Below are 22,265 nucleotides of genomic sequence, written 5' to 3' on the forward strand. Positions count from 1 at the left end.
AGACCTAGCGACTGGCGGTCTTTATGGTTTTTCTGGCGCTGCCCTCGATCAGGAAGAAGCGGTACTCGCGCCCCTTGTCCTTGTCGAACGCGAAACTCTTGCCCGCCAGCACATGGTGCTTGGTGGTCGCACCACAGTCGGTTTCCTTGCTCAGCGAACAGCTCTTGAACTCATCGACAATCACTACGGTGTTACCGTCATTGCGCAGCTCATAGCGGCTCTCGGTTTCATTGACCACGGTGGCGAAACGAACGTCCTTGGGCCGCACGAAAAAGATCGTGCCGAATCCGGTCATGACATTGACCCCGGCCGAAAGCGATTTTTTGTACTCATCCCGCTCTTCGCCACTGACCACAAAGTCGTCTTCCTTTTCCGGGACTACCGGGACAAAACGCACGCGAAAATAACGCTCACGATCACGCTCGCCCATGTACAGCAAACGCGTGCCTTGCATGCCCTGAGCCGGGACGATCAGCCGCGCCGGACTGGCCATCAAACCATTGCGTGAGGCGCCGTCGGCAGCGTTCTCGACTGCAATTTCCTGCGGCTTGCCATCGCTGTCGTAGATGATTTCCAGCACATTGATCTTGACGAATGCCGTCGCGTCGCCGCTATTGAACACGCGTTTCAGATAGGTACTTTTATCGGCGTCGAGATAGTCGTAAACGGTGCCGACATTGATCTGCGGACCGGCCTGCGCCGTCAGGCAAAACACGCTGAGCAGGCCCAGCAGAAAACCACGGTTCATCGTTTTCAACTCCATGAATGTCGAGAATGGCCAGGCGGGACCGCTCATGCTTCCGAGTCCCAGATAATGGTGATGTTGCCGCGCAGCCGGTCACTCAGGCCGGGGCGCAACAGGAATTCGATGGCAAACGGGGTCATGTCGAAATGCAGCGTGCCGGGCTTGCGATCCACGTACAGGCTTGGCAGGAACGGCCCCGCCCACTCGTCGTGTTTTAACGGATGCCGGGTGACATTGCCGCTGGGACCGGTAATCCCCGTCGGCAAGCTGAGGGATACTTCGACCTCGGTGGTATTGCCCTTGGGGCTGCCGAGCTTGCACGCCGGGCCGCCAGTGGAATTGCACACCATCTTGACTTTGAAGCGCGACGAGGCGGACAGGTAAAACAGCTGATCGCGAAAAATCCGTGTCGGCTTGCGCCCGCTGTCGATCCAGCGCGCCCAGCCACCTTGGGGTTCCAGCGACACCTGGTTGCCACCCGGCGGCAGATCGACCTTGAGGGTGTGCTGTACGTCCAGCACAAAGTCCAGGGTGAGGTTGCCGTCATCCGGTTGAAATGTCGCGCCCATATCGAAATCACCGTTGGGACCCATGCTGTAGGAGATGGATCCGGTGTACAGACCGCTCGACATGTTCAACGGGTTTGGGGTTTTCAGCTCATACGCAAAATCAATCCTCTCGAAGTACATAGAGGGGATGCGAAAAGCGGCGGTTTTGGTACAGGGCGCTTGCACAGGCGTCTGCCAGAAAAAGCGATAGGTGCGATCGCTGTACCCGGCCACACTAGTGCCTTGGCAAGGCGCCGGGGCATAAAGCCAACCGCTAAGGGACGTCCAGAGGATGTCATGGCCTGTGGGGGCTGCCACTCCGGTCAGGTTATCCACGCTATCGCTGAGGACAAATCGGGAACCGATGCCGGTGATACGCACCTCTACGGTTTCCGTTTCCTGAGTATCCTGATTGGTGACCGTCAACCGTCTCCAGCCAGCCGGAACCTGCACTGAGACATCGTCACCCGGCCTAAGCTCGCCTGAGCTGTAGCGGACGGGCAACTCGATGCTGAACATGTTGTTGCTGGCGCATTGCGCGGGGAAGTTCACGCAATAGCCACTATTGGGTGTCTGGTTGACGAACAGGTTCTTGCCCGGCTGAGAAGCATCCGGTTGAAACAGCGCGCGGATCTCCTGATTGATGGCTTGTGCCGGCGACATGCTCAGCGCCAGCGCCAATACACATCCACTTGTGATTATCTTCATCGGATCAACCTGCCTTCTGTTCGGTGAACGTAACGTCGGCCAGCGTGTCCGGCGTGCAACGCAGGTCGCCGATCATCAACACATCGTTTTCGCTGCGATGGCTGCCGGCATCGAGGCGGAACTGGCACAGCAACTGGTTGCCCTGACGCACTTCGAGGGTCGGTGAGCCGGCGTTCATTTCCATCGAGAAGAAGCCGTCGACTTCCGTTACACCGCGGCTGGCGTGGTTGATCACGTGATGGCCCTTGAGCGGCCGTCCTTGTGCGTCCACCAGTCGACCGAGCACGGTCAGGGTTTTCATCACGCGGACTTTGCGGTACTCGACCCCGCCCTTGTTCAGGTGATAACGGGTGCGTGCCGGTTCAATGCTCGCCGCCGGCACGTGGGTACCCTCGAAATCAAAACTCACCGAGCTGTTCCGGTACGCGGTGATCGGGATGAAGTTGCGCCCCGGCTTCAACGCCGCCCCGCCACCGCTGTAATCGTCAGCGCGCAGGACGATGTCCTCGATATCCGACTCGACATCGACGATCATCCCGGCGCCGCGCACATCGCTCTGGCTGGTCATGAGCATCTGTTGCCCGCCGACCACCAAGGTGCTGTCAACGTTGAGGCCGCCGGTGAAGTTGCCGTTGTAGGAGGAGCGCTGAATGAAGCCATCGCCATTGACCGCATCAGTGCGGAAGTTGGCGAGGCTGGCGACGCCCACCCCGTAAGTATCGGTGAGTGCCGTGAGCGACACGTTTTGCAGGACGTGATCCTGAAAATCCTTGCGCCAGCCGAGGGAGGCGTTGTTGTCACGTGTGCCGTCGCGGGCCGTGCGTGAGCCGATGCTGCCGGTGATCTGCTGGCCGGGTGCGCCAAGCGCCATGTTGATGCTCAGGTCGACCCCGCGATTGCGCGCATCACCACTGCTGTAACTGCCGGGCCGATCAAACAACGAAAGCCGCCAACTGGCGTCACTGCCCAGCAGGGTGGTGCGCTGCGTCCAGCCCAGATCCATACCCATGCCTTCGACATTGCCTTCGCTGTGCGACACCCGCGCATTGACTGAACTCTTGCTGCTGACGCGATGGTTGAGCGCCAGCGAAGAATTGCTGGTCTGGCCGATGAACACGTTGCGCGGACGAACCCGAGTGCCATCGGGCAGGGTGTCGTAGGTATAGGTGGTGTCGAGCCAACTACGACTGTGACTGACGACGATGCTGCCGGCGCCATAGTTGTAGAGGCTTTGCAAGTCGAGACCAGTGCCGTAATCCTCGGTCTTGTAGACGTTGGCGTAGAGGCTGAGGTGATTGGCCAGGGTCCAGTCGATGGACGTACCGTATTGCAGTTTTTCGCGAATCTGCCGCGCCGACAGCCCGAGGATCACCCGCGGATGCAGCAGGTAATTCACTGACGCGCCCGCCGTCGGATTGCCGCTGGCCTGGGTGTCCCAGTTGCTCAGCAGTTTCTGTTCTTCGCCGGCAAAGACGTTGTAGCGCCAGCGCTCATCGAGGTTGCGCCAGTTGTTGGGCTTGTACACCAGCTCCTGGGTGGTGGAGGTGATCTGACCGTCTTCGATCAGCCGTACTTCCACTTCATAAATGCCGCCGGGCAGCGGTCGGGTATCGAGGGTCTGCAAGCCGGCCGGCACCGATTGGGTATTGATCAGCAGACCATCGCGCCAAATCTCCACCGAGCCCTGACGGTTGGCGGTGACATAGATCGGATAAACGCTGGGCATCGCGCTGTTGATGGCCAGGCTGTCGGAGCTGCCGTACATCACACCAACGGCGGTGTCGGGGCTGGTGCCGAACGTGCGCGGCTGGCGCATCAGCCCTTCGGAATTGGGGGTGAAATAGCCCAGACGGAAAAAACTGCCTTGCAGTTCGCGCTGGGTGTGCAGCTCCTGGATGGCGTGATAAAGCTTGTCGTCCGGGCCACCAAGACGGGCAACTTGCAGGTTCAGCGTCTGGCTCCAGTTGCCCAGGCTTGAACTGGCTTCGAGGCCGAAGCGTCCGCCCAGATCCTGCTCCTGACCACCGTTGAGGTTGAGCTGGTTACGCACCATCAGGCCGTGACTGCCACTGTCGGGCTGCTCGTAATAGCGCTTGGCCTCAACGTCGCGCTCGGCATTTTCGGTAAGGATCGAGACCAGGGAGTTTTCCAGGTTGTAATGCACCGCCAGAAACTGGTCCGGACAGGAACCGCTGCACGCGCCCAAGGGCACGCCGGGCTTGAGATAGCTCGCCCATTTTTCCCGCTCGGCCGGGCCGAGACGGTTATCGCTGGTGTCAGTGAATTCGAGCAGGGTGATGCGATCATCGTGCGACAACACCACCATGGCCTCACCCAGCGGTTGCTGATCGACTTCGACCCGTACCGCCAGAGGCACATCAAAGAAATGCTCTTCGAAATCCGCCGGCAAACCCTTGGCCTGCGCCAGCAGACTGCGGGGCGTGGTACCGGTGGAGTTGGACGCCACGGCTGCGCTGGCACAAAACAACAGCGCAAGCGCAGCCGCGATGGGTGTCATCGGGAACATGAACTCGTACTCTGATTTACAAACAAGGAAAGTCCGACGGGACAAACACTGCTATCTGCCCCGTCGGTTAGCGCCACTGTTAAAAGCGCGCCTTAGTGCCTGATCAATGCGATCAGTTGCCAGCAACCGGTGGCACGGCATCAAAGATCATCGCCACGGAGCCGGTGTAATCCCCCGGCACGAAGTTGCTGCCCACCGCGCTGATTTTCAGCGGTGCGCGGTAGTTGACGTCCGACTCCGATTCACCCACAACCATTTGCGGGGTGAGGGTCAGTTCCTTGTTGTTAAGCATGACTTGCAGGTCGATCGAGGTATTGCCAGCGACCAGCTTCGGCTGGCTTTCCAGGCTGGCGTGTACCGAACCGTTGTTGTTGCGCACATCGAAGAACCCATTGACGTCGCGCATTTTCCCGGTGCTCGGCTGGTAGCTCATGTCCTGGTCTTTGTTGACCAGGTCCGGATCGGTCGGCACTACATAGAAACCGTTGGTCGGCACATGCGCGACAAGGCTGATCGAGTGCGACGCTTCACCAGCGGCGAATGCGCCAGTCGAACCCAGTGCCAGGAGAGCCAGTGGAGCGGCGATTGCGAGTTTCTTGAACATCGTTATGTACCTGTTTTCTTGATAGGGGGATGAACATTGAAAGTTCAAGACAATCACTGCCCGAGTCGCTGCCCGAGTTGAGCCAGGTCAACTTGAACTTTCAATGCCGAAGCATCATCGACTGTTAACTCTTGGAAGTAAGCAGGCAACTTCCGACAACCGCGTAGTTAAACAACCCCATGACCCGCAAGAAAAAAGAACATAAAACAGATATTCAAAACATTGACTGTAAGTTTCACCCTACAGACAGTTTCAGTAAAAAAACCATACAGCAACTTTACCCTGACAGCACGGCAACTTAGTGCAATTTATAACATATACTCTACACACAATAGAGCGATGACTTTAACTTTCAAGTTATCGTTTCCGACAACCGGCCGAGATTCGCTGCTTGCGCCCGAATCGGATCTGCCGCTCGTCAGGCGACGCCCTTTCTCGGGGAAAAACGTCTTGCACACTCTCCAAGATATATCTTAAGTTGTATCTAAACACGACGAGAGAAGAAAGAAATGAGAGACCATCATTCCCCCCATCGCGAACACGGCGACGGCCGTGACGGCTTCGAAAAGCGCCCCGGGCGCGAGCGCGGCGGCCGAGGCCCTCGGGTGTTCGCCCCCGGTGACCTGAAATTGCTGCTGCTGGCGCTGGTCGCCGAACAGCCGTGCCACGGCTACGACCTGATCCGCCAGATCGAAGGCATGTTCGACGGCGCCTACAGCCCCAGTCCCGGCGTGATCTACCCGACCCTGACCTTTCTCGAAGAAAGCGAGTTGATCACCGGCGACGCCGAGGGCGGCAAAAAACGCTACAGCGCCACCGACGCCGGTCGTTTGTCTTTAAGCGAGCAAGCCGTGGCGCTGGACGGTGTGCGTATGCGCATCGATGTGAGCAAACGCTCGCTGCGCGGCCATGATCGGCCGCCGGAAATCCATGAAGCCGTGCACAACCTGCGCCATGCCCTGCAGATGCACCACGGCCGCTGGAGCGCCGAAGAAGTCCTGCGCGTGCGTGACCTGCTCAACGACACCGCCAAAGCCATCGTCGACGGCCCTGCCGTTCAACCTGCCCCGGAGAAAGCCGAATGACTGCAGTCGATACCCAAACCATTCACCGCGTGATGCACGAAATCAAACGCCGCAAGCTGGAAGTCCTGCGCGTGGTCGACCTGACGCCGCGTATGCGCCGCATCACCCTCGGCGGACCGGAGCTGGCCGGGTTCATCAGCCTGGGCACCGACGATCACGTCAAACTGCTGTTCCCGCAGAACGCCGAACAAGCCGCCGCGCTGGAGACGATGGTGCTCGGCGCCGGCAAGGACGATGGGCCGAAACCGCAAATGCGCGACTACACACCGCGTCGCTATGATCTCGACACGCTGGAGTTGGACATCGATTTCGTTCTGCACGGTGACGGCCCTGCGTCGACCTGGGCGGAGCAAGCCACACCGGGGCAGTTCCTGCACATCGGCGGGCCGCGCGGCTCGATGATCGTGCCGGACATTTTCGACAGCTACCTGCTGATCGGCGATGAAACCGCCCTGCCCGCCATCGCCCGCCGCCTCGAAGGCCTGGCGGCCAATCGCAAGGCGTTGGTGGTGATCGAAGTGGAAAACGGCGCCGAGCAGCAAGTGCTGGAAAGCGCAGCGCAGGTCAATGTGATCTGGGTGTTGCGTGAAGGTGGCAAGGACAACCTGCTGAGTACGGTGAAGCAGTTGCAGGTGCCCAAGGGCAATCTGTATGCGTGGGTAGCCACAGAAACGAAAGTTTCACGGCAGATCCGCCGGGTGCTGATCGATGAGCACGGGCTGGATGAGCAACTGATCAAAGCCGTCGGCTACTGGCGCGCCGAAGGCACCTCCGAAGAGGAGTAAATTCCCAGATCAAAAGATCGCAGCCTTCGGCAGCTCCTACATTGGAATGCGTACACCTGTAGGAGCTGCCGAAGGCTGCGATCTTTTGATTTTCATCGCCGTAATCGGTCCATGCCAATGACCAACAACCCAATCAGCACAAATCCCACCAAAATCCCCCCGGCATTGATCAGCACCTGTGGATAACCCAACACCGCCACATCAATGAACGGATACGCATACGCGCCGAGCAAATGCCCGCGCAGCAGCGCGTAGATGAAATACACCAGCGGATAAATCAGCCACACCGGCAGATGCCACAACCGCAAGGTACCTTTCGGTACACACAACCACCAATATCCCAGAAACAGCAGCGGCATCACGTCGTGCAGCAGTTCATCGGCAATAAATTGCCAACCTTCGGGATGCCACAAATGCCGCAGCAGAATGCTGTAGGCCAGTCCGACCACAGCAATGCTCACGGCAATCCCACTGCTGACCCACGGCAGCAAAAACCAGCGGCGCGCAGCGGATTCGCGAGCGGTCACCGCGCAGGTCAGCACCGTCGCCACCAGCGTATTGGTCAAAATCGTGAAATAGCTGAAAAAGCTCACCACGCCGCCCAACAGGCTCGCGCCAACGCTTAAACGCGCGAAGAAAATCAGGTAAAGCTGAATGCCCAATCCCACCCAGCCCAACACGGCTGCGCAGGTGATCAGGCGACGACGCCAACAACCGGCGTCCATTTCAGAGCGGTCGCTTGGTGCGCATCAACTTAACGTACAGGCGCTCGACCTTCTCCCGCGCCCACGGGGTTTTGCGCAGAAACGTCAGGCTCGACTTGATGCTCGGATCACTCTTGAAGCAGCGAATATCAATGCGCTCGGCCAGCCCCGACCATTCGTAATGGCTCACCAGCGCATTGAGAATCTGTTCAAGGGTGACGCCGTGCAGCGGATCGGGGGTTTGTTCGTTCATGCCAGGCCTTTGGGCGAAGTGAAAATGCAGAAGCCGCGCACCTTAGCCGAGGGGGTGATCGGGTGGAAGGCCTACCTTCAAATGTAGGCCAACCTGAAAAGATCGCAGGCTGCGAACCGGCCGACAATGCGCCCGTTTGCCGCACTGTTACCGAATCTGAAACGCTGCATGTTCACAAAAGGCCTTTGTGTTTTTGTAACAGATCATTATCCTGCCGCCCTTCCGCTGAATCGCTTCACTGCCTGCGACTTATTGAAGCACTCAGCTCGCACCCCGAAAACACCAAAAAAAGACTTAGCCATGCCCGATTTTTCCTTCTCCCGAGACAGCGCTATCTTAACCCTGCGCACCCTTGGCGGCTGTACCGCCCTCGGCCTCGCCAGCTGCGTGCAAGCGGCGCCCGCGTTCGACAGTGAATCACCGTACATGCTCGGTGACTGGAACGGCACGCGCACCGAACTCTCGGAAAAAGGCTACGATTTCAAGCTCGATTACACCGGCGAAATGGGCAGCAACCTGCACGGTGGCTACGACCATGACCGCACCGCGCGTTACAGCGATCAGTTTGGCCTGGGCACACACCTGGACCTGCAAAAGATCCTCGGCTGGGACGATGCCGAGTTTCAACTGACCATCACCAAACGCAGCGGCAACAACATCAGCAACGACCGCATCAACGATCCGCGCGTCGGTGGTTTCACCTCGGCCCAGGAAGTCTGGGGCCGTGGCCAGACCACACGCCTGACGCAGATGTGGTACCAGCAGAAGTTCTTCGATCAGAAACTCGACATCAAGGTCGGCCGTTTCGGCGAAGGCGAAGACTTCAACAGCTTTCCGTGCGACTTCCAGAACCTGGCGTTCTGCGGCTCGCAGGTCGGCAACTGGGTCGGCGGCATCTGGTACAACTGGCCGGTCAGCCAATGGGCGCTGCGCGTCAAATATCACCTGACCCCGGAGCTGTACGCACAGGTCGGCGCCTACGAGCAGAACCCGTCGAACCTCGATCGCGGCAACGGCTTCAAACTCAGCGGCAGCGGCACCCAGGGCGCAATCCTGCCGATCGAACTGGTGTGGACGCCGAAACTCAACGGCCTGCCGGGCGAATACCGCGCCGGTTATTACTACAGCAACGCCAAGGCCAGCGACGTCTATAAAGACAGCCAAGGCCAGCCGGCAGCGCTGAGCGGTGAAGCCTATCGCAGCGCCTCAAGCAAACACGGCGTGTGGCTGGGTATTCAGCAGCAGATCACCAGCGTCGCCAGCGACAACTCGCGCGGCCTGAGCGTGTTCGCCAACGGCACGATGCACGACAAGAAAACCAACGCGATCGACAACTACGTCCAGGCCGGCATCACCTACAAAGGCCCGTTCGATGCGCGCGCCAAGGACGACATCGGTTTCGCCCTCGCCCGCGTACACGTCAACCCGGCCTTCCGCAAAAATGCTGAAGCCAGCAACCGCGCCAACGCCGTGTACGACTACGACGATCCGTCATTCCTGCCGCCGCAAGACACCGAATACAGCGCCGAACTGTATTACGGCGTGCACGTAGCCAACTGGCTGACCGTGCGCCCGAACCTGCAATACATCCGCCACCCCGGTGGCGTGAACGACGTCGACGACGCCCTGATCGGCGGGATCAAGATCCAGTCCTCGTTCTAGAAAACACTGAAGAAACCTGTGGGAGCTGGCTTGCCAGCGATAGCGATTTCACATTCGACACCAACGTCGCCTGATGCACCGCGATCGCTGGCAAGTCGAATCGTCGCACCGCAGCTCCCACAAGGATCCGGAAAAATTCGTTAGCTAGACAAGTTTTTATCTGAACCATGCCTGTGCCAAATCGTCATCTAAAGTGACTACAGCGCGGGACTACATAAAACGTCACGGAGAATCACACTATGAGCACCGAAAGTGCTTCGAGTCGGGGCCGTTTGCTACCGAGCCTGCTCGGCATTCTGCTTCTACTGATGGGCCTGGCCATGTTGGCCGGTGGGGTCAAGCTGAGCATGCTCGGCGGCTCGCTGTACTACCTGCTGGCCGGTATCGGCATCGCGCTGTCCGGCATTTTGATGCTGATGCGCCGTCGCGCGGCGCTGGGCCTGTACGCCATCGTTCTGTTCGCCAGCACCGTTTGGGCGCTGTGGGAAGTCGGTCTGGACTGGTGGCAGCTGGTGCCACGTCTGGCCCTGTGGTTCGTCCTCGGCTTCGTGATGTTGCTGCCGTGGTTCCGTCGTCCACTGCTGCTGAACGGCCCGGCGCCAATGGGCACTGGCGGTCTGACCGTCGCTGTGGTGCTGGCCGGCGTTACCGCTCTGGCCAGCCTGTTCACCCACCCGGGCGAAACCTTCGGCGAACTGGGCCGCGACACGGCGGACACCACCAGCACTGCGCCAGCCATGCCTGATGGCGACTGGCAGGCCTATGGCCGTACCGAGTTCGGTGACCGTTACTCGCCGCTGAAGCAGATCACCCCGGCCAACGTCGGCAAGCTGCAAGAAGCCTGGCGCATCCAGACCGGCGACCTGCCGACCGCGGATGACCCGGTCGAGCTGACCAACGAAAACACCCCGCTGAAAGCCAACGGCATGATCTACGCCTGCACCGCGCACAGCAAAGTGTTGGCCCTGGACCCGGACACCGGCAAAGAACTGTGGCGCTTCGACCCGCAGATCAAGAGCCCGGTCGGCTTCAAAGGCTTCGCCCACATGACTTGCCGTGGCGTGTCGTACTACGACGAAGCTGCTTATGCGAAAACTGAAAACGCCGCCTCGGCGGTGATTTCCGAAGCCGGCAAAGCCGTTGCTCAGGCCTGCCCGCGTCGTCTGTACCTGCCAACCGCTGATGCTCGCCTGATCGCACTGAATGCCGACACCGGCAAAATCTGCGAAGGCTTCGGCAACAAAGGCGTGGTTGACCTGACCCAAGGCATCGGCCCGTTCACCGCTGGCGGCTACTACTCCACCTCGCCGGCCGCGATCACTCGTGATCTGGTGATCATGGGCGGTCACGTGACCGACAACGAATCGACCAACGAGCCATCGGGCGTGATCCGCGCTTTCGACGTGCGCGACGGTCACCTCGTATGGAACTGGGACAGCGACAAGCCAGACGCCACCGAGCCTTTGGCACCGGGTGAAACCTACAGCCGCAACTCGGCGAACATGTGGTCGCTGGCCAGTGTCGACGAAAAACTCGGCATGGTTTACCTGCCACTGGGCAACCAGACCCCAGACCAGTGGGGCGCTGACCGCACCCCGGGCGCCGAGAAATTCAGCGCCGGCGTTGTAGCCCTGGACCTGGCCACCGGTAAAGTGCGCTGGAACTACCAGTTCACTCACCACGACCTGTGGGACATGGACGTTGGCAGCCAGCCAACCCTGCTCGACATGAAAACCGCCGATGGCGTGAAACCTGCGCTGATCGCCCCGACCAAGCAGGGCAGCCTGTACGTCCTCGACCGTCGTGACGGCACGCCGATCATTCCGATCAAGGAAATCCCGGTACCGCAAGGCGCCGTGAAAGGCGACCACACCGCACCGACCCAGGCCCGTTCGGACCTCAACCTGCTGGCCCCGGAACTGACCGAAAAAGCCATGTGGGGCGCGAGCCCGTTCGACCAGATGCTGTGCCGCATCCAGTTCAAGGAACTGCGTTATGAAGGCCAGTACACCCCGCCATCGGAACAGGGCAGCCTGATCTATCCGGGTAACGTTGGTGTGTTCAACTGGGGCGGCGTCTCGGTCGACCCGGTTCGCCAAATGCTGTTCACCAGCCCGAACTACATGGCTTTCGTTTCGAAAATGGTGCCACGCGAGCAAGTCGCCGCCGGCAGCAAACGCGAAAGCGAGACCGCTGGCGTGCAGCCAAATACCGGCGCCCCTTACGCGGTGATCATGCACCCGTTCATGTCGCCGTTCGGCGTACCGTGCCAGGCCCCGGCCTGGGGTTACGTTGCCGGTATCGACCTGACCACCAGCAAAGTCGTGTGGAAACGCAAAAACGGCACCAGCCGCGACAGCTCGCCAATTCCGATCGGCTTCACCTTGGGCGTGCCTAGCATGGGTGGCTCGATGGTCACCGCTGGCGGCGTCGGCTTCCTCAGCGGCACCCTCGACCAGTACCTGCGCGCGTACGACGTGAACAGCGGTAAAGAGCTGTGGAAATCGCGTCTGCCGGCAGGTGGCCAAGCGACTCCGATGACCTACACCGGCAAGGACGGCAAGCAATACGTGCTGCTGGTTGTCGGCGGTCACGGCTCGCTGGGCACCAAAATGGGTGACTACGTGATTGCGTACAAACTGCCGGAATAAGATTTAGCGGCGGTAAAAATAAAGGCGATGTCCCGCAAGGGGCATCGCCTTTTTTGTGCACGCCAAACACCCATGTAGGAGCTGCCGAAGGCTGCGATCTTTTGACTTCGTTTTTTAAAAGCCAGATCAAAAGATCGCAGCCTTCGGCAGCTCCTACAGGTTGAAATGCGTTGATCTGTGGGAAAGGTACTCGTCCTACAGACGTTGAAAGTGGCGCGGAGTTTTCCGACAAGTCGCGTCGGTTGTGCCTCGGAAATCGGCTGGATAGGCTCGGGGGGTCGCTGCAAATTCAGCGAACGGGCGTCGCGGCCCGAGCAGTTCATTCGATTTGATGCATAATCGCCGGCCCAAACTGGAGCGCTCAGGTGCTTTTAGTTTGGTTTGATGGTGGCTGTGCGCGGGATACCTTTGGGTATGCCGAGATTGCCGAATGGCTCGGTCCGCGAACCTGCGTACAGCTGCCACCCTCCGTCGCGTCGCGGTGATTGAGAGTGACAGCCCCACTTATCATTCGGAGCGTCACCATGAAAAAGCCAACACCCAATCCGCCAGAAACCGATGACACCTCGCCCTACGAATCCCCCGATTCCAAGAAATTCCACGAAGCCGCCGAACGCGCCCTAGACCACTACCTCAAACCCAACGCCTTAACCCTGCGCTTCCACAAACCCAGCACCATGTTCCAGGTCGCCCCCGAGCAGGACAGCGAAAGCCTGCTGGTCCACGCCTGCGAATCACTGGCCCAGGCCAGCCTCATGACCAGCGACATCGCCGCCTACATCGACCTGCCACAGCGGCGCACGATCCTGGTCATTCAGCAGATCATCATGCTCGCCGAACTGGCGGTGAACCGCGTGCTGGATAACCACGAAATCCCCGCAAATACCTGACAAACCACCCGGTGCAGGAGCTGCCGCAGGCTGCTCCTGCACAGGTGAGCGTTAGCCCGGCTGACTCAAGAAGCTTTCCCTCCGTTTTTCATCAACCGCAATCGCTCAATGATCAATTGCTCGGCCTGTTTGCGAGTCTCAAGCAACAAACTCTCATCCGTCGCGCTATAGATCACCCGATAACGCAGACCCGGGGTGTCAGGGGAGTATTCGCGAATAGTGCAGCCCTCGTAACTCGTATCGGTATAACTCATGGCTGGATTCCTTTAAGTCCGTAAATCGGCATGCGCCGCCCTGCCTGAAGACGCCTGGTTAATCTCGGATCGACCGGGCAACGTGTCTACTGTCAGAAATTACAGGGGCCCAAGACCGCTTCGAAATAAACCGCAATGAATTTTGATCTATGAGTTAACCGTCAGATTGCAGATGACTGTCGAGAGGCATCGCCTTATTTGTGCACGCTATTTCAGAAGCACCCGAAATAACCTGTGGGAGCGAGCTTGCTCGCGAAGGCGTCAGCATATTCAACATCTACGGTGCCTGACACACCGCGTCCGCGAGCAGGCTCGCCCATAGTCGGATTGAGCGCATTTAGCTAGAAAACGGTCGGCTGTCAGGTCACATTCGCAAGCGGCCCTCCCCGCCACCGGATTATCTTGCGCGTCCTATATAACTCGTCTCATAGGGCATCATCACGAATAGGCATAAAAACCTGTCAGATATGACAGTTAACAGGTTATGCCGTTTCTCTCAGACTTCCTTCTCCAACTCAATCAATCGAGGAAGCCCCCTATGACAACTTCAAAAGCATTCCCAGCAGTCTTCGCCGTCGGTGTTCTTGATATTGATGTGAAAGGCACTATCAGCGGTACGTATTTAGATCTGACCAGCTACAGGACCAAAGCCACTTCTGTGTCATTCAACCCGTTAGGGGGGTATTACTTTGATTTCGGTCACAAAAAAGGCTTATCGAGCGAACGAACTTTTTCCGTTTCACTTCGCGACCTGCTAAAGCCATCTACACCTGCCTACTCTGAAAGAGTCGTTACAGGCCGGGGTATCCAGTTTTATGAATTTAAAACAGAGTCCTCTTCAACTATCGCAGTCACCAAGCTCAACCCCAACCTCTACCGATATGACTTCAAAGACTTCGAACTTTTCGGCAAGGCACGCTACACGGATGACACACGTGAACTCACCTGCAACGGGTTCTTTCTGCTCCAGGAACTGACCTGGCCTTTGTAACGACCTTGGTCAGGTAACCCCGTACCCAAATGCAGAACGTAAAATCAAAAGCCCCTCCCCTAACCCTCTCCCGGAGGGAGAGGGGACTGACGGAGGTGTTTGGGCGAGCTACGCCGACGTGAAATATCGAGTCGAACTCAGATTCTGAAATGCCCACAAATCGGCCCCCTCTCCCTCGGGAGTGTATGTACCGGAGACATGGTGGACACATGTTCGGAGACATAGTGGACGGTTTTAGATCTTCTTACCTGCCGTCACGATCTGCAAGTTCAAGTCGATTCGGGCGATACGATGTCTACTCCAGTAGACATCGTGGATGCCGTCCTCCGTCGTTTCCCGGATAGCTACTGACCTCCCGTGAAAAGCCTTTCCAACTGAGTATTCACGGTTCCTCCAGTAGATCTCTCCTTTCACCTGAACCTTCCTGACCACATCCCCATCGTCGTACTCAGGTGCCGCTGGTTGCTCCTGGTATTCCCGTGGGCTGCTGCTGTAGCGAGTAGCAGGAACCTGCATGTCCAGCGCTTGATGCGGGCGCTTCTGGTTGTAGATATCACGCCAGATATCAAACGCCCGTTGTGCATCGTCCAGATCGATGAAGAGTTGGCCTTGCAGGACTTCCCTTTTCAGACTGCGGTGGAAGCGCTCCAGCTTTCCCTGGGTTTGCGGGTGATAAGGTCGGGAGTGGCCGACCTTGATGCCCTGGCTCATCAGCCAGACCTCCAGCGCGGTATAAACGCCGGTCTGGTCACCCCATGGCGAACCGTTGTCCATCGTCATGCGCAGAGGCAGACCGTAGCGCCGAAAGGCCCGCATTAGTTGCTCCTGGACGGTTCGGCGCTGCTCATTGGCGCACGCAGCGATGCACAGTGAGAACCGTGAGTGATCGTCCAGTATCGTCAGCGGATGGCAACGTCCGTGTTTCAGGCTGATATGGCCTTTGAAGTCGATCTGCCAAAGATCGTTGGGCGCCTCGTGCTCGAACCGGATAAACGGTTTGACCTCGGCAGCCTTTGGATCAACGCGCGAATGACGCTGTAAAACCGCATGCACGGTGCTGACAGAGGGCATCACTTTGCCGTCGTCTTCCAACACGCGCTTGAGCTTGCGAGCGCCCCAAGCGGCGTACTCCTGACTCACGGTCAAAATCTGCTGCTCAACCTCATCAGCGCAGCGTTTGGGTGACGTCTTCGGTCGTCGAGACTGATCGATCAACCCTTGAGCACCGAGGTTTTCAAACCTGTTGAGCCATTTGTAGGCAGTGCTTGGGCTGATATTGAATCGACGGCAAAGCTGCCGAACATTGGCCCCTTCTTGCCGAGCCAACAGCACGAATTCTGAACGAAGCTGCACGGTGGACACCTCTTCCCAAGACACAGGCCATCTCCTTCGCGATAAGCAATGTGTCTATTAAAATGTGTCCACCATGTCTCCGAACACCTGTCCACCATGTCTCCGGTACATACAGGGAGAGGGCTGGGGTGAGGGGCAAGAGCACCACAAAAACCAAAGCCATGCGCGCCGTGCTCTTCACCACTCAATAGGCCGAGTGTCAGCTCGCCTGCTCTTGATCTTGATCTTGATCCACAGGCGACGTCGGAAGGCTGAGCGGCGGGATTGATCCGGGCGTGGGAGCGCAGCGACCGTTTGGCGCAGCCAAACACAGCGAGAGGAGGTGCAGCGAAGCAAACCGTAGGCGCTGCGCCCGGATCGATCCCGGAGCGAAGGAACCCCGAGCCCCAGCGAGCGGGCCGCACGTAGGAGCAAGCGTTTTTTTGCTTACTTTTTTGAGGCGTTTGTCAAAAAAGTGAGTCGCCGTCAGGGCGAAACCCTAAGCCGCCGTTACCGAAGAAACGGATATACACCCAAAACCCCAAAGAGCATGGTCGGCCCAAAGGCCGCCAAGTCAAAAGCGTGAACCCTGTCAAAACCCTGAACACACAAGCAGAAACATCCCCCGCCATTGAAACCACCCAAACCCTGCCCCATCTAAGACCCATACCCCATTGCGCAGGTGCCCCATGAGCGACCAGCAAGAATTCCCGGAAAACCCCGACGACTACACCGAAGCCGAACACATCGAACACACCTCCAGCGGCAAAGGCCTCGCCCTGCCCGGCCAGAACCTGCCGGACAAGGTCTACATCATCCCGATCCACAACCGCCCGTTCTTCCCGGCCCAAGTCCTGCCGGTCATCGTCAACGAAGAACCCTGGGCCGAAACCCTCGAACTGGTCAGTAAATCCGAACACCATTCCCTGGCCCTGTTCTTCATGGACACGCCCCAGGAAGACCCGCGCCACTTCGACACCGGCGCCCTGCCGCAATACGGCACCCTGGTCAAAGTCCACCACGCCAGCCGCGAGAACGGCAAACTGCAATTCGTCGCCCAAGGCCTCAGCCGCGTACGCATCAAGACCTGGCTGAAACACCATCGCCCACCGTATCTGGTCGAAGTCGAATACCCGCACCAGCCCACCGAGCCGACCGACGAGGTCAAGGCCTACGGCATGGCGCTGATCAACGCGATCAAAGAGCTGTTGCCGCTCAACCCGCTGTACAGCGAAGAGCTGAAAAACTACCTCAACCGCTTCAGCCCCAACGACCCGTCGCCGCTGACCGACTTCGCCGCCGCCCTGACCTCCGCCACCGGCCCCGAACTGCAAGGCGTGCTCGACTGCGTGCCGATGCTCAAGCGCATGGAAAAAGTCCTGCCGATGCTGCGCAAGGAAGTCGAAGTCGCGCGCCTGCAAAAAGAGATCTCGGCAGAAGTTAACCGCAAGATCGGCGAGCATCAGCGCGAGTTCTTCCTCAAGGAACAACTCAAGGTTATCCAGCAGGAACTCGGCCTGACCAAGGACGACCGCAGCGCCGACCTCGAACAGTTCGAGCAACGCCTCGAAGGCAAAGTCCTGCCGGCGCAGGTGCAGAAGCGCCTCGAAGAAGAAATGAACAAGCTGTCGATCCTTGAGACCGGTTCGCCGGAATACGCGGTCACCCGCAACTACCTCGACTGGGCGACCTCGGTGCCGTGGGGCGTGTACGGCGAGGACAAACTCGACCTCAAGCACGCGCGCAAAATTCTCGACAAACACCACGCGGGCCTGGACGACATCAAGGACCGCATCCTCGAATTCCTCGCCGTCGGTGCTTATAAAGGCGAGATCAGCGGTTCCATCGTGCTGCTGGTCGGCCCGCCGGGCGTAGGTAAAACCAGCGTCGGCAAATCCATCGCCGAATCCCTCGGCCGGCCGTTCTACCGCTTCAGCCTCGGCGGTATGCGCGACGAAGCCGAGATCAAGGGACACCGTCGCACCTACATCGGCGCGCAGCCGGGCAAACTGGTGCAGGCGTTGAAAGACGTCGAAGTGATGAACCCGGTGATCATGCTCGACGAGATCGACAAGATGGGCCAGAGCTACCAGGGCGACCCGGCCTCGGCACTGCTGGAAACCCTCGACCCGGAGCAGAACGTCGAATTCCTCGACCACTACCTCGACCTGCGCATGGACCTGTCGAAAGTCCTGTTCGTCTGCACCGCCAACACCCTCGATTCGATCCCCGGCCCGTTGCTCGACCGCATGGAAGTGATTCGTCTGTCGGGCTACATCACCGAAGAAAAAGTCGCCATCGCCAAGCGTCACCTGTGGCCAAAACTGCTGGAAAAGGCCGGCGTGTCCAAGGGCAGCCTGAGCATCAGCGACAGCGCGCTCAAAGCCTTGATCGACGGTTACGCCCGTGAAGCCGGGGTGCGCCAGCTCGAGAAGCAAATGGGCAAACTGGTGCGCAAAGCAGTGATGAAGCTGATTGACGAGCCGAAAGCGGTGATCAAACTCGGGCCGAAAGACCTTGAAGCGTCACTCGGCCATCCGGTGTTCCGCAACGAGCAAGTGCTGTCCGGCACCGGCGTGATTACCGGTCTGGCGTGGACCAGCATGGGCGGCGCGACCTTGCCGATCGAAGCGACGCGGATTCACACGCTTAACCGTGGCTTCAAGCTCACCGGGCAACTGGGTGATGTGATGAAGGAATCGGCAGAGATCGCCTACAGCTACGTCAGTTCGCATCTGAAGCAATTCGGCGGTGACGCGAAGTTCTTCGACGAAGCCTTCGTCCACCTGCACGTACCGGAAGGCGCGACACCGAAGGACGGCCCGAGCGCCGGCGTGACCATGGCCAGCGCCCTGCTCTCGCTTGCACGTAATCAACCGCCGAAGAAAGGCGTGGCGATGACTGGCGAATTGACCCTGACCGGGCATGTGCTGCCGATTGGCGGGGTGCGTGAGAAGGTGATTGCGGCGCGGCGGCAGAAGATTTTCGAATTGATTTTGCCGGAGCCGAATCGGGGGAATTTTGAGGAATTGCCGGATTATCTGAAGGAAGGGATTACGGTGCACTTTGCGAAGAAGTTTGCCGATGTGGCGAAGATCCTGTTCTGACCGGTAGCCTGTAGCCCCTCACCCCAGCCCTCTCCCCCAGGAGAGGGAGCCAACCGAGCGGTCTTGCGCTATGCGCCGACCTGAAACACCGGGTCGATTATGGATTCGCTGACGCACGTTCAGGTCGGCGTACCTCACCAATATCCCCCGGTCAGTCCCCTCTCCCTTTGGGAGAGGGCTAGGGCGAGGGCTTGGCACTGTCACACTTTGTCTCATCTTCAGTTATGCTCGCCGTTCGTCGTGAACACCCGGAGCCACTGACCTTATGTCCCCCACTCGCCTGTTTCTCCCCCTCGCCCTTTCATTGCTGGCCGCGTGCGCCACGCAACCGAAACACAACGTGACCGTGGAAAAACAAAGCGAATGCCCGGTGCGGCTCACTAACGGGCAAAACCTCATCATCATGCTGCCAAGCAACCCGACCACGGGTTATCGCTGGGCGATTCAGGATTCCGCTGGCGGTGTACTGCGTGCACTTAGCCCCGAGGTCTACAGCAATCCGGAAGACGCTGGCGTGGTCGGCGCAGCGGGTTTATCGACCTGGCGCTTCCAGGCCTTCGCCCCCGGCACCGGGCGCCTGCGCCTGACTTCACAACAACCGTGGGCACCGGAAGTGCTGCCAGTGGAAACCTTTGACTGCGCCATTTCGGTAAATTGATCGTGGGCTGGCTGATTCTGGCGCTGATGGGCGCGGTGACGTTTCTCTACGGTGTCAGCACCCATGCGGCGTTGCTGTGCTTGTTGGTCAAACCGTTGCCGGTGCTGGCATTGCTCGGCTGGCTGCACGACGCGCCACCCAGTGACTATCGGCGCTGGATCAGTCTCGGTCTGATTTTCTCGTTGCTGGGTGATGTGTTGCTGGCGTGGCCGGGCGATCTGTTCGTGTTTGGCCTCGGCGCGTTTCTGGTTGCGCATCTGGCTTATCTGAAGGCTTATCTGAGTGACTGCAAGCGTCTGGCGGTGTTGCCGCTGGTGCTCGCCCTCGGTGTTGGCGCGATGCTGCTAGGTCTTCTGATTTCCAGCGGTCTTGGGCCATTGCTGGTGCCGGTGATTGTTTATGGCACGGCGATCAGCGCGATGCTCTGGCGCGCACTGGCCCGTTTGGGCACCGATGTGCCGAAACGCTCGGCGTTGCTAGCGGCGGGCGGTGCGCTGGCGTTTGTGTTCTCGGACAGCGTGATCGGTATTGATCGCTTCGTATCGCCATTCCACGCCGCGCCATACGTCATCATCCTCAGCTACTGGCTGGGCCAGTGGGGCATTGCGGCCTCCGCTTTCTCCCAGACCAAACGGATCTGATCGTTCCCACGCTCCGCGTGGGAATGCATCCTGTGACGCTCTGCGTCATTTGCGCAGGGACGCGGAGCGTCCGGGGCGGCATTCCCACGCAGAGCGTGGGAACGATCACTGGCAAAAAAAACGCTTTATCAGACAACCCAAGCATCCCCGCGCCCTTTTGGCTAAAATGCCGGCCTTTCCATTTACACCGCCGGAACCGCCGTGAGCAAAGAACCCGATCGTATTTTCGCCAAGCCTTTGGCCCAGGTGCCTGACTTCGCCTTCAATGAAGACGTGGTGCGGGTGTTCCCGGACATGATCAAGCGCTCGGTGCCGGGTTACCCGACCATCGTCGAAAACCTCGGTGTGCTCGCCGCACAGTTCGCCCAGCCGAACAGCGTGCTCTACGACCTCGGTTCATCGCTGGGTGCAGTGACTCAGGCCTTGCGTCGTCACGTGCGCACCGACGGCTGCCGGGTGATCGCTGTGGATAACTCTGCCGCGATGGTCGAACGCTGCCGCGAATACCTCAACGGTCAGGATTCGATGTTCCAGGAGTTGCTGCCGGTCGAAGTGATTGAAGGCGACATCCTCGCCCTCGACTTTCAGCCTGCTTCGGTGGTGGCACTGAACTTCACCCTGCAATTTATCGCCCCGGATCAGCGTACCGCGTTGCTCTCGCGCATTCGCCAATCGCTGCTGCCGGGCGGCGCGCTGATCCTCTCGGAGAAGCTGCGCTTCAACGATGCCGAAGAACACGCGCTGCTCACCGATCTGCACGTCGCCTTCAAACGCGCCAACGGCTACAGCGAACTGGAGATTGCCCAGAAACGCAGCGCCATCGAAAACGTCATGAAGCCCGACAGCCTCGAAGAACACCGCGAACGCCTGTTGGCCGCCGGGTTCTCGAAAGTCGTGCCGTGGTTCCAGTGTCTTAACTTTGCCTCGTTGATTGCCTTGCCATGATTGATCTGTCCCCCCTCGCCCGTCGTCTGGCCGGCACGCCGCTGGCCGAATGGGCCAACACCCTGCAGGCGCAACTCGACAAGAAAATGGAGAAAGGTCACGGCGACCTGGAGCGCTGGCAAAGTGCGCTGGATGCCTTGCCGAAAATTCAGCCGAGCGAAATCGATCTGCTCAATGGCCTGAAACTCGACACCGATTGCGACGACGAAACCCGTGCGCAGATGCGTACTGCATTGATGGGTTTGTCGCCGTGGCGCAAAGGGCCGTTCGATCTGTTCGGCGTGCACGTCGACACTGAATGGCGCTCGGACTGGAAATGGTCGCGCGTCGCCCCGCATCTGGATTTGAAAGGCAAACGCATCCTCGATGTCGGCTGCGGCAACGGCTACTACATGTGGCGCATGCTCGGCGCCGGCGCGAACAGCGTGATCGGTGTCGACCCGAACTGGCTGTTCTTCTGCCAGTTCCAGGCGGTGCAGCGTTACCTGTCCGAGCCGAATGCCTGGCACCTGCCGTTCCCGTTCGAAGACCTGCCGCCGAACCTGGAAGGCTTCGACACCGTGTTTTCGATGGGCGTGTTCTATCACCGTCGCTCGCCGATCGAGCACTTGCTGGCGCTGAAGGATTGCCTGGTCAAGGGCGGTGAACTGGTGCTGGAAACGTTGGTGGTGGAAGGCGACAAGCATCAAGTGCTGGTGCCGGAAGACCGTTACGCGCAGATGCGTAACGTGTGGTTCCTGCCGTCGGTGCCGGCGCTGGAGTTGTGGTTGCGTCGTGCCGGGTTCAGCGATATTCGCTGCGTGGATGTGAGCACGACAACGGTGGAAGAACAGCGCGGGACTGAGTGGATGAAGTATCAGTCGCTGAGTGATTTCCTTGATCCCGAGGACCACAGCAAAACCATCGAAGGATTGCCGGCGCCGATGCGCGCGGTGATTGTCGCGAAGAAGTAATCCGACCAATCACCGCGGTGAGCCCACCCCTCACCCCAGCCCTCTCCCCAAGGAGAGGGAGCTGATCATTGAGCTTTTCAACACTTGAGTTCGACTCGGAATCTCAGGTCGACGGACCTCGCCCATCCAGCTCGGTCAGTCCCCTCTCCCCAAGGAGAGGGGGCTGATCGTTGAGCTTTTCAAGACTTGAGTTCGACTCGGAGTCTCAGGTCGACGGACCTC

19 protein-coding genes are annotated in these 22,265 nt (G+C 59.0%); 11 read left to right on the forward strand and 8 right to left on the reverse strand.

What is annotated here, in order from left to right; genetic code table 11:
• Window positions 1-4: 4 nt before the first annotated feature.
• From AC3IUF_RS24005 to AC3IUF_RS24020, 4 genes are all read right to left on the reverse strand, one after another.
• Window positions 5-748, reverse strand: coding sequence for a molecular chaperone (locus tag AC3IUF_RS24005; protein WP_489281705.1), 744 nt, complete (start codon window positions 746-748; stop codon window positions 5-7).
• Between the two features lie 44 nt (window positions 749-792).
• Entirely contained in the window at window positions 793-2,001 is a 1,209-nt protein-coding gene (locus AC3IUF_RS24010; RefSeq protein ID WP_007916788.1) for a hypothetical protein, read from the reverse strand.
• A 4-nt stretch (window positions 2,002-2,005) separates the two neighbouring features.
• Window positions 2,006-4,528: a CS1-pili formation C-terminal domain-containing protein gene (locus AC3IUF_RS24015; RefSeq protein ID WP_007916790.1), complete on the reverse strand. Its 2,523-nt coding sequence runs from the start codon at window positions 4,526-4,528 to the stop codon at window positions 2,006-2,008.
• Between the two features lie 112 nt (window positions 4,529-4,640).
• Window positions 4,641-5,132: a CS1 type fimbrial major subunit gene (locus AC3IUF_RS24020; protein ID WP_007916792.1), complete on the reverse strand. Its 492-nt coding sequence runs from the start codon at window positions 5,130-5,132 to the stop codon at window positions 4,641-4,643.
• Between the two features lie 509 nt (window positions 5,133-5,641).
• Between AC3IUF_RS24020 and AC3IUF_RS24025 the strand changes: the two genes are divergently transcribed.
• Window positions 5,642-6,217 (forward strand): PadR family transcriptional regulator, encoded by a 576-nt coding sequence (locus AC3IUF_RS24025; protein ID WP_123376522.1) that lies wholly within the window; start codon window positions 5,642-5,644, stop codon window positions 6,215-6,217.
• Window positions 6,214-7,002: a siderophore-interacting protein gene (locus AC3IUF_RS24030; RefSeq protein ID WP_489279505.1), complete on the forward strand. Its 789-nt coding sequence runs from the start codon at window positions 6,214-6,216 to the stop codon at window positions 7,000-7,002. Before AC3IUF_RS24025 ends, AC3IUF_RS24030 begins: the two co-directional genes overlap by 4 nt.
• Before the next feature lie 92 nt (window positions 7,003-7,094).
• On the opposite strand, the gene AC3IUF_RS24035 is transcribed toward AC3IUF_RS24030, so the two are convergent.
• On the reverse strand, window positions 7,095-7,727 hold the full coding sequence (locus AC3IUF_RS24035; RefSeq protein WP_489279506.1) for a Pr6Pr family membrane protein: 633 nt from the start codon (window positions 7,725-7,727) through the stop codon (window positions 7,095-7,097).
• A 1-nt stretch (window position 7,728) separates the two neighbouring features.
• Window positions 7,729-7,959, reverse strand: coding sequence for a VF530 family protein (locus AC3IUF_RS24040; RefSeq protein WP_007916799.1), 231 nt, complete (start codon window positions 7,957-7,959; stop codon window positions 7,729-7,731).
• A 300-nt stretch (window positions 7,960-8,259) separates the two neighbouring features.
• Here AC3IUF_RS24040 and AC3IUF_RS24045 point away from each other — a divergent pair, with 300 nt between their 5' ends.
• The 3 genes from AC3IUF_RS24045 (at window position 8,260) to AC3IUF_RS24055 (ending at window position 13,162) form a co-directional block, all read left to right on the forward strand.
• Window positions 8,260-9,621 carry a carbohydrate porin gene (locus AC3IUF_RS24045; protein ID WP_489279508.1) on the forward strand — a complete coding sequence of 454 codons (1,362 nt, stop codon included), beginning with the start codon at window positions 8,260-8,262 and terminating at the stop codon, window positions 9,619-9,621.
• Between the two features lie 239 nt (window positions 9,622-9,860).
• On the forward strand, window positions 9,861-12,272 hold the full coding sequence (locus AC3IUF_RS24050; RefSeq protein ID WP_123376526.1) for a glucose/quinate/shikimate family membrane-bound PQQ-dependent dehydrogenase: 2,412 nt from the start codon (window positions 9,861-9,863) through the stop codon (window positions 12,270-12,272).
• A gap of 524 nt (window positions 12,273-12,796) precedes the next feature.
• Entirely contained in the window at window positions 12,797-13,162 is a 366-nt protein-coding gene (locus AC3IUF_RS24055) for a DUF6124 family protein (RefSeq protein WP_007916806.1), read from the forward strand.
• A gap of 65 nt (window positions 13,163-13,227) precedes the next feature.
• Here the strand turns inward: AC3IUF_RS24055 and AC3IUF_RS24060 are convergent, their stop codons facing one another.
• The gene (locus AC3IUF_RS24060) at window positions 13,228-13,416 is read right to left on the reverse strand and encodes a hypothetical protein (protein WP_007916807.1); all 189 of its coding nucleotides are present in this window, start codon (window positions 13,414-13,416) and stop codon (window positions 13,228-13,230) included.
• 538 nt (window positions 13,417-13,954) lie between these two features.
• Here AC3IUF_RS24060 and AC3IUF_RS24065 point away from each other — a divergent pair.
• Window positions 13,955-14,407 (forward strand): RNA-binding protein, encoded by a 453-nt coding sequence (locus AC3IUF_RS24065; RefSeq protein ID WP_007916808.1) that lies wholly within the window; start codon window positions 13,955-13,957, stop codon window positions 14,405-14,407.
• Window positions 14,408-14,641: 234 nt separating this feature from the next.
• On the opposite strand, the gene AC3IUF_RS24070 is transcribed toward AC3IUF_RS24065, so the two are convergent.
• Window positions 14,642-15,784, reverse strand: coding sequence for an IS481 family transposase (locus AC3IUF_RS24070; RefSeq protein ID WP_489278862.1), 1,143 nt, complete (start codon window positions 15,782-15,784; stop codon window positions 14,642-14,644).
• A 644-nt stretch (window positions 15,785-16,428) separates the two neighbouring features.
• Between AC3IUF_RS24070 and lon the strand changes: the two genes are divergently transcribed.
• From lon to cmoB, 5 genes are all read left to right on the forward strand, one after another.
• Window positions 16,429-18,846, forward strand: a complete 2,418-nt coding sequence (lon, locus tag AC3IUF_RS24075; protein ID WP_007916809.1) for an endopeptidase La — start codon at window positions 16,429-16,431, stop codon at window positions 18,844-18,846.
• Window positions 18,847-19,111: 265 nt separating this feature from the next.
• A complete protein-coding gene (locus tag AC3IUF_RS24080; protein WP_007916811.1) occupies window positions 19,112-19,504 on the forward strand; it encodes a protease inhibitor I42 family protein in 393 nt (130 codons plus the stop codon).
• Between the two features lie 2 nt (window positions 19,505-19,506).
• On the forward strand, window positions 19,507-20,145 hold the full coding sequence (locus AC3IUF_RS24085; RefSeq protein WP_177321078.1) for a lysoplasmalogenase: 639 nt from the start codon (window positions 19,507-19,509) through the stop codon (window positions 20,143-20,145).
• 201 nt (window positions 20,146-20,346) lie between these two features.
• A complete protein-coding gene (cmoA, locus tag AC3IUF_RS24090; protein ID WP_007916813.1) occupies window positions 20,347-21,090 on the forward strand; it encodes a carboxy-S-adenosyl-L-methionine synthase CmoA in 744 nt (247 codons plus the stop codon).
• A complete protein-coding gene (cmoB, locus tag AC3IUF_RS24095) occupies window positions 21,087-22,043 on the forward strand; it encodes a tRNA 5-methoxyuridine(34)/uridine 5-oxyacetic acid(34) synthase CmoB (protein ID WP_122599061.1) in 957 nt (318 codons plus the stop codon). The genes cmoA and cmoB overlap by 4 nt, the downstream gene beginning before the upstream one ends.
• Window positions 22,044-22,265 lie beyond the last annotated feature (222 nt).

Source organism: Pseudomonas sp. KH_040, from assembly GCF_057839305.1.

Coding starts and splice junctions, on each gene's coding strand:
- AC3IUF_RS24005 (WP_489281705.1), bottom strand. CDS start 748: ATGAACCGTGGTTTTCTGCTGGGCCTGCTCAGCGTGTTTTGCCTGACG.
- AC3IUF_RS24010 (WP_007916788.1), bottom strand. CDS start 2,001: ATGAAGATAATCACAAGTGGATGTGTATTGGCGCTGGCGCTGAGCATG.
- AC3IUF_RS24015 (WP_007916790.1), bottom strand. CDS start 4,528: ATGTTCCCGATGACACCCATCGCGGCTGCGCTTGCGCTGTTGTTTTGT.
- AC3IUF_RS24020 (WP_007916792.1), bottom strand. CDS start 5,132: ATGTTCAAGAAACTCGCAATCGCCGCTCCACTGGCTCTCCTGGCACTG.
- AC3IUF_RS24025 (WP_123376522.1), top strand. CDS start 5,642: ATGAGAGACCATCATTCCCCCCATCGCGAACACGGCGACGGCCGTGAC.
- AC3IUF_RS24030 (WP_489279505.1), top strand. CDS start 6,214: ATGACTGCAGTCGATACCCAAACCATTCACCGCGTGATGCACGAAATC.
- AC3IUF_RS24035 (WP_489279506.1), bottom strand. CDS start 7,727: ATGGACGCCGGTTGTTGGCGTCGTCGCCTGATCACCTGCGCAGCCGTG.
- AC3IUF_RS24040 (WP_007916799.1), bottom strand. CDS start 7,959: ATGAACGAACAAACCCCCGATCCGCTGCACGGCGTCACCCTTGAACAG.
- AC3IUF_RS24045 (WP_489279508.1), top strand. CDS start 8,260: ATGCCCGATTTTTCCTTCTCCCGAGACAGCGCTATCTTAACCCTGCGC.
- AC3IUF_RS24050 (WP_123376526.1), top strand. CDS start 9,861: ATGAGCACCGAAAGTGCTTCGAGTCGGGGCCGTTTGCTACCGAGCCTG.
- AC3IUF_RS24055 (WP_007916806.1), top strand. CDS start 12,797: ATGAAAAAGCCAACACCCAATCCGCCAGAAACCGATGACACCTCGCCC.
- AC3IUF_RS24060 (WP_007916807.1), bottom strand. CDS start 13,416: ATGAGTTATACCGATACGAGTTACGAGGGCTGCACTATTCGCGAATAC.
- AC3IUF_RS24065 (WP_007916808.1), top strand. CDS start 13,955: ATGACAACTTCAAAAGCATTCCCAGCAGTCTTCGCCGTCGGTGTTCTT.
- lon (WP_007916809.1), top strand. CDS start 16,429: ATGAGCGACCAGCAAGAATTCCCGGAAAACCCCGACGACTACACCGAA.
- AC3IUF_RS24080 (WP_007916811.1), top strand. CDS start 19,112: ATGTCCCCCACTCGCCTGTTTCTCCCCCTCGCCCTTTCATTGCTGGCC.
- cmoB (WP_122599061.1), top strand. CDS start 21,087: ATGATTGATCTGTCCCCCCTCGCCCGTCGTCTGGCCGGCACGCCGCTG.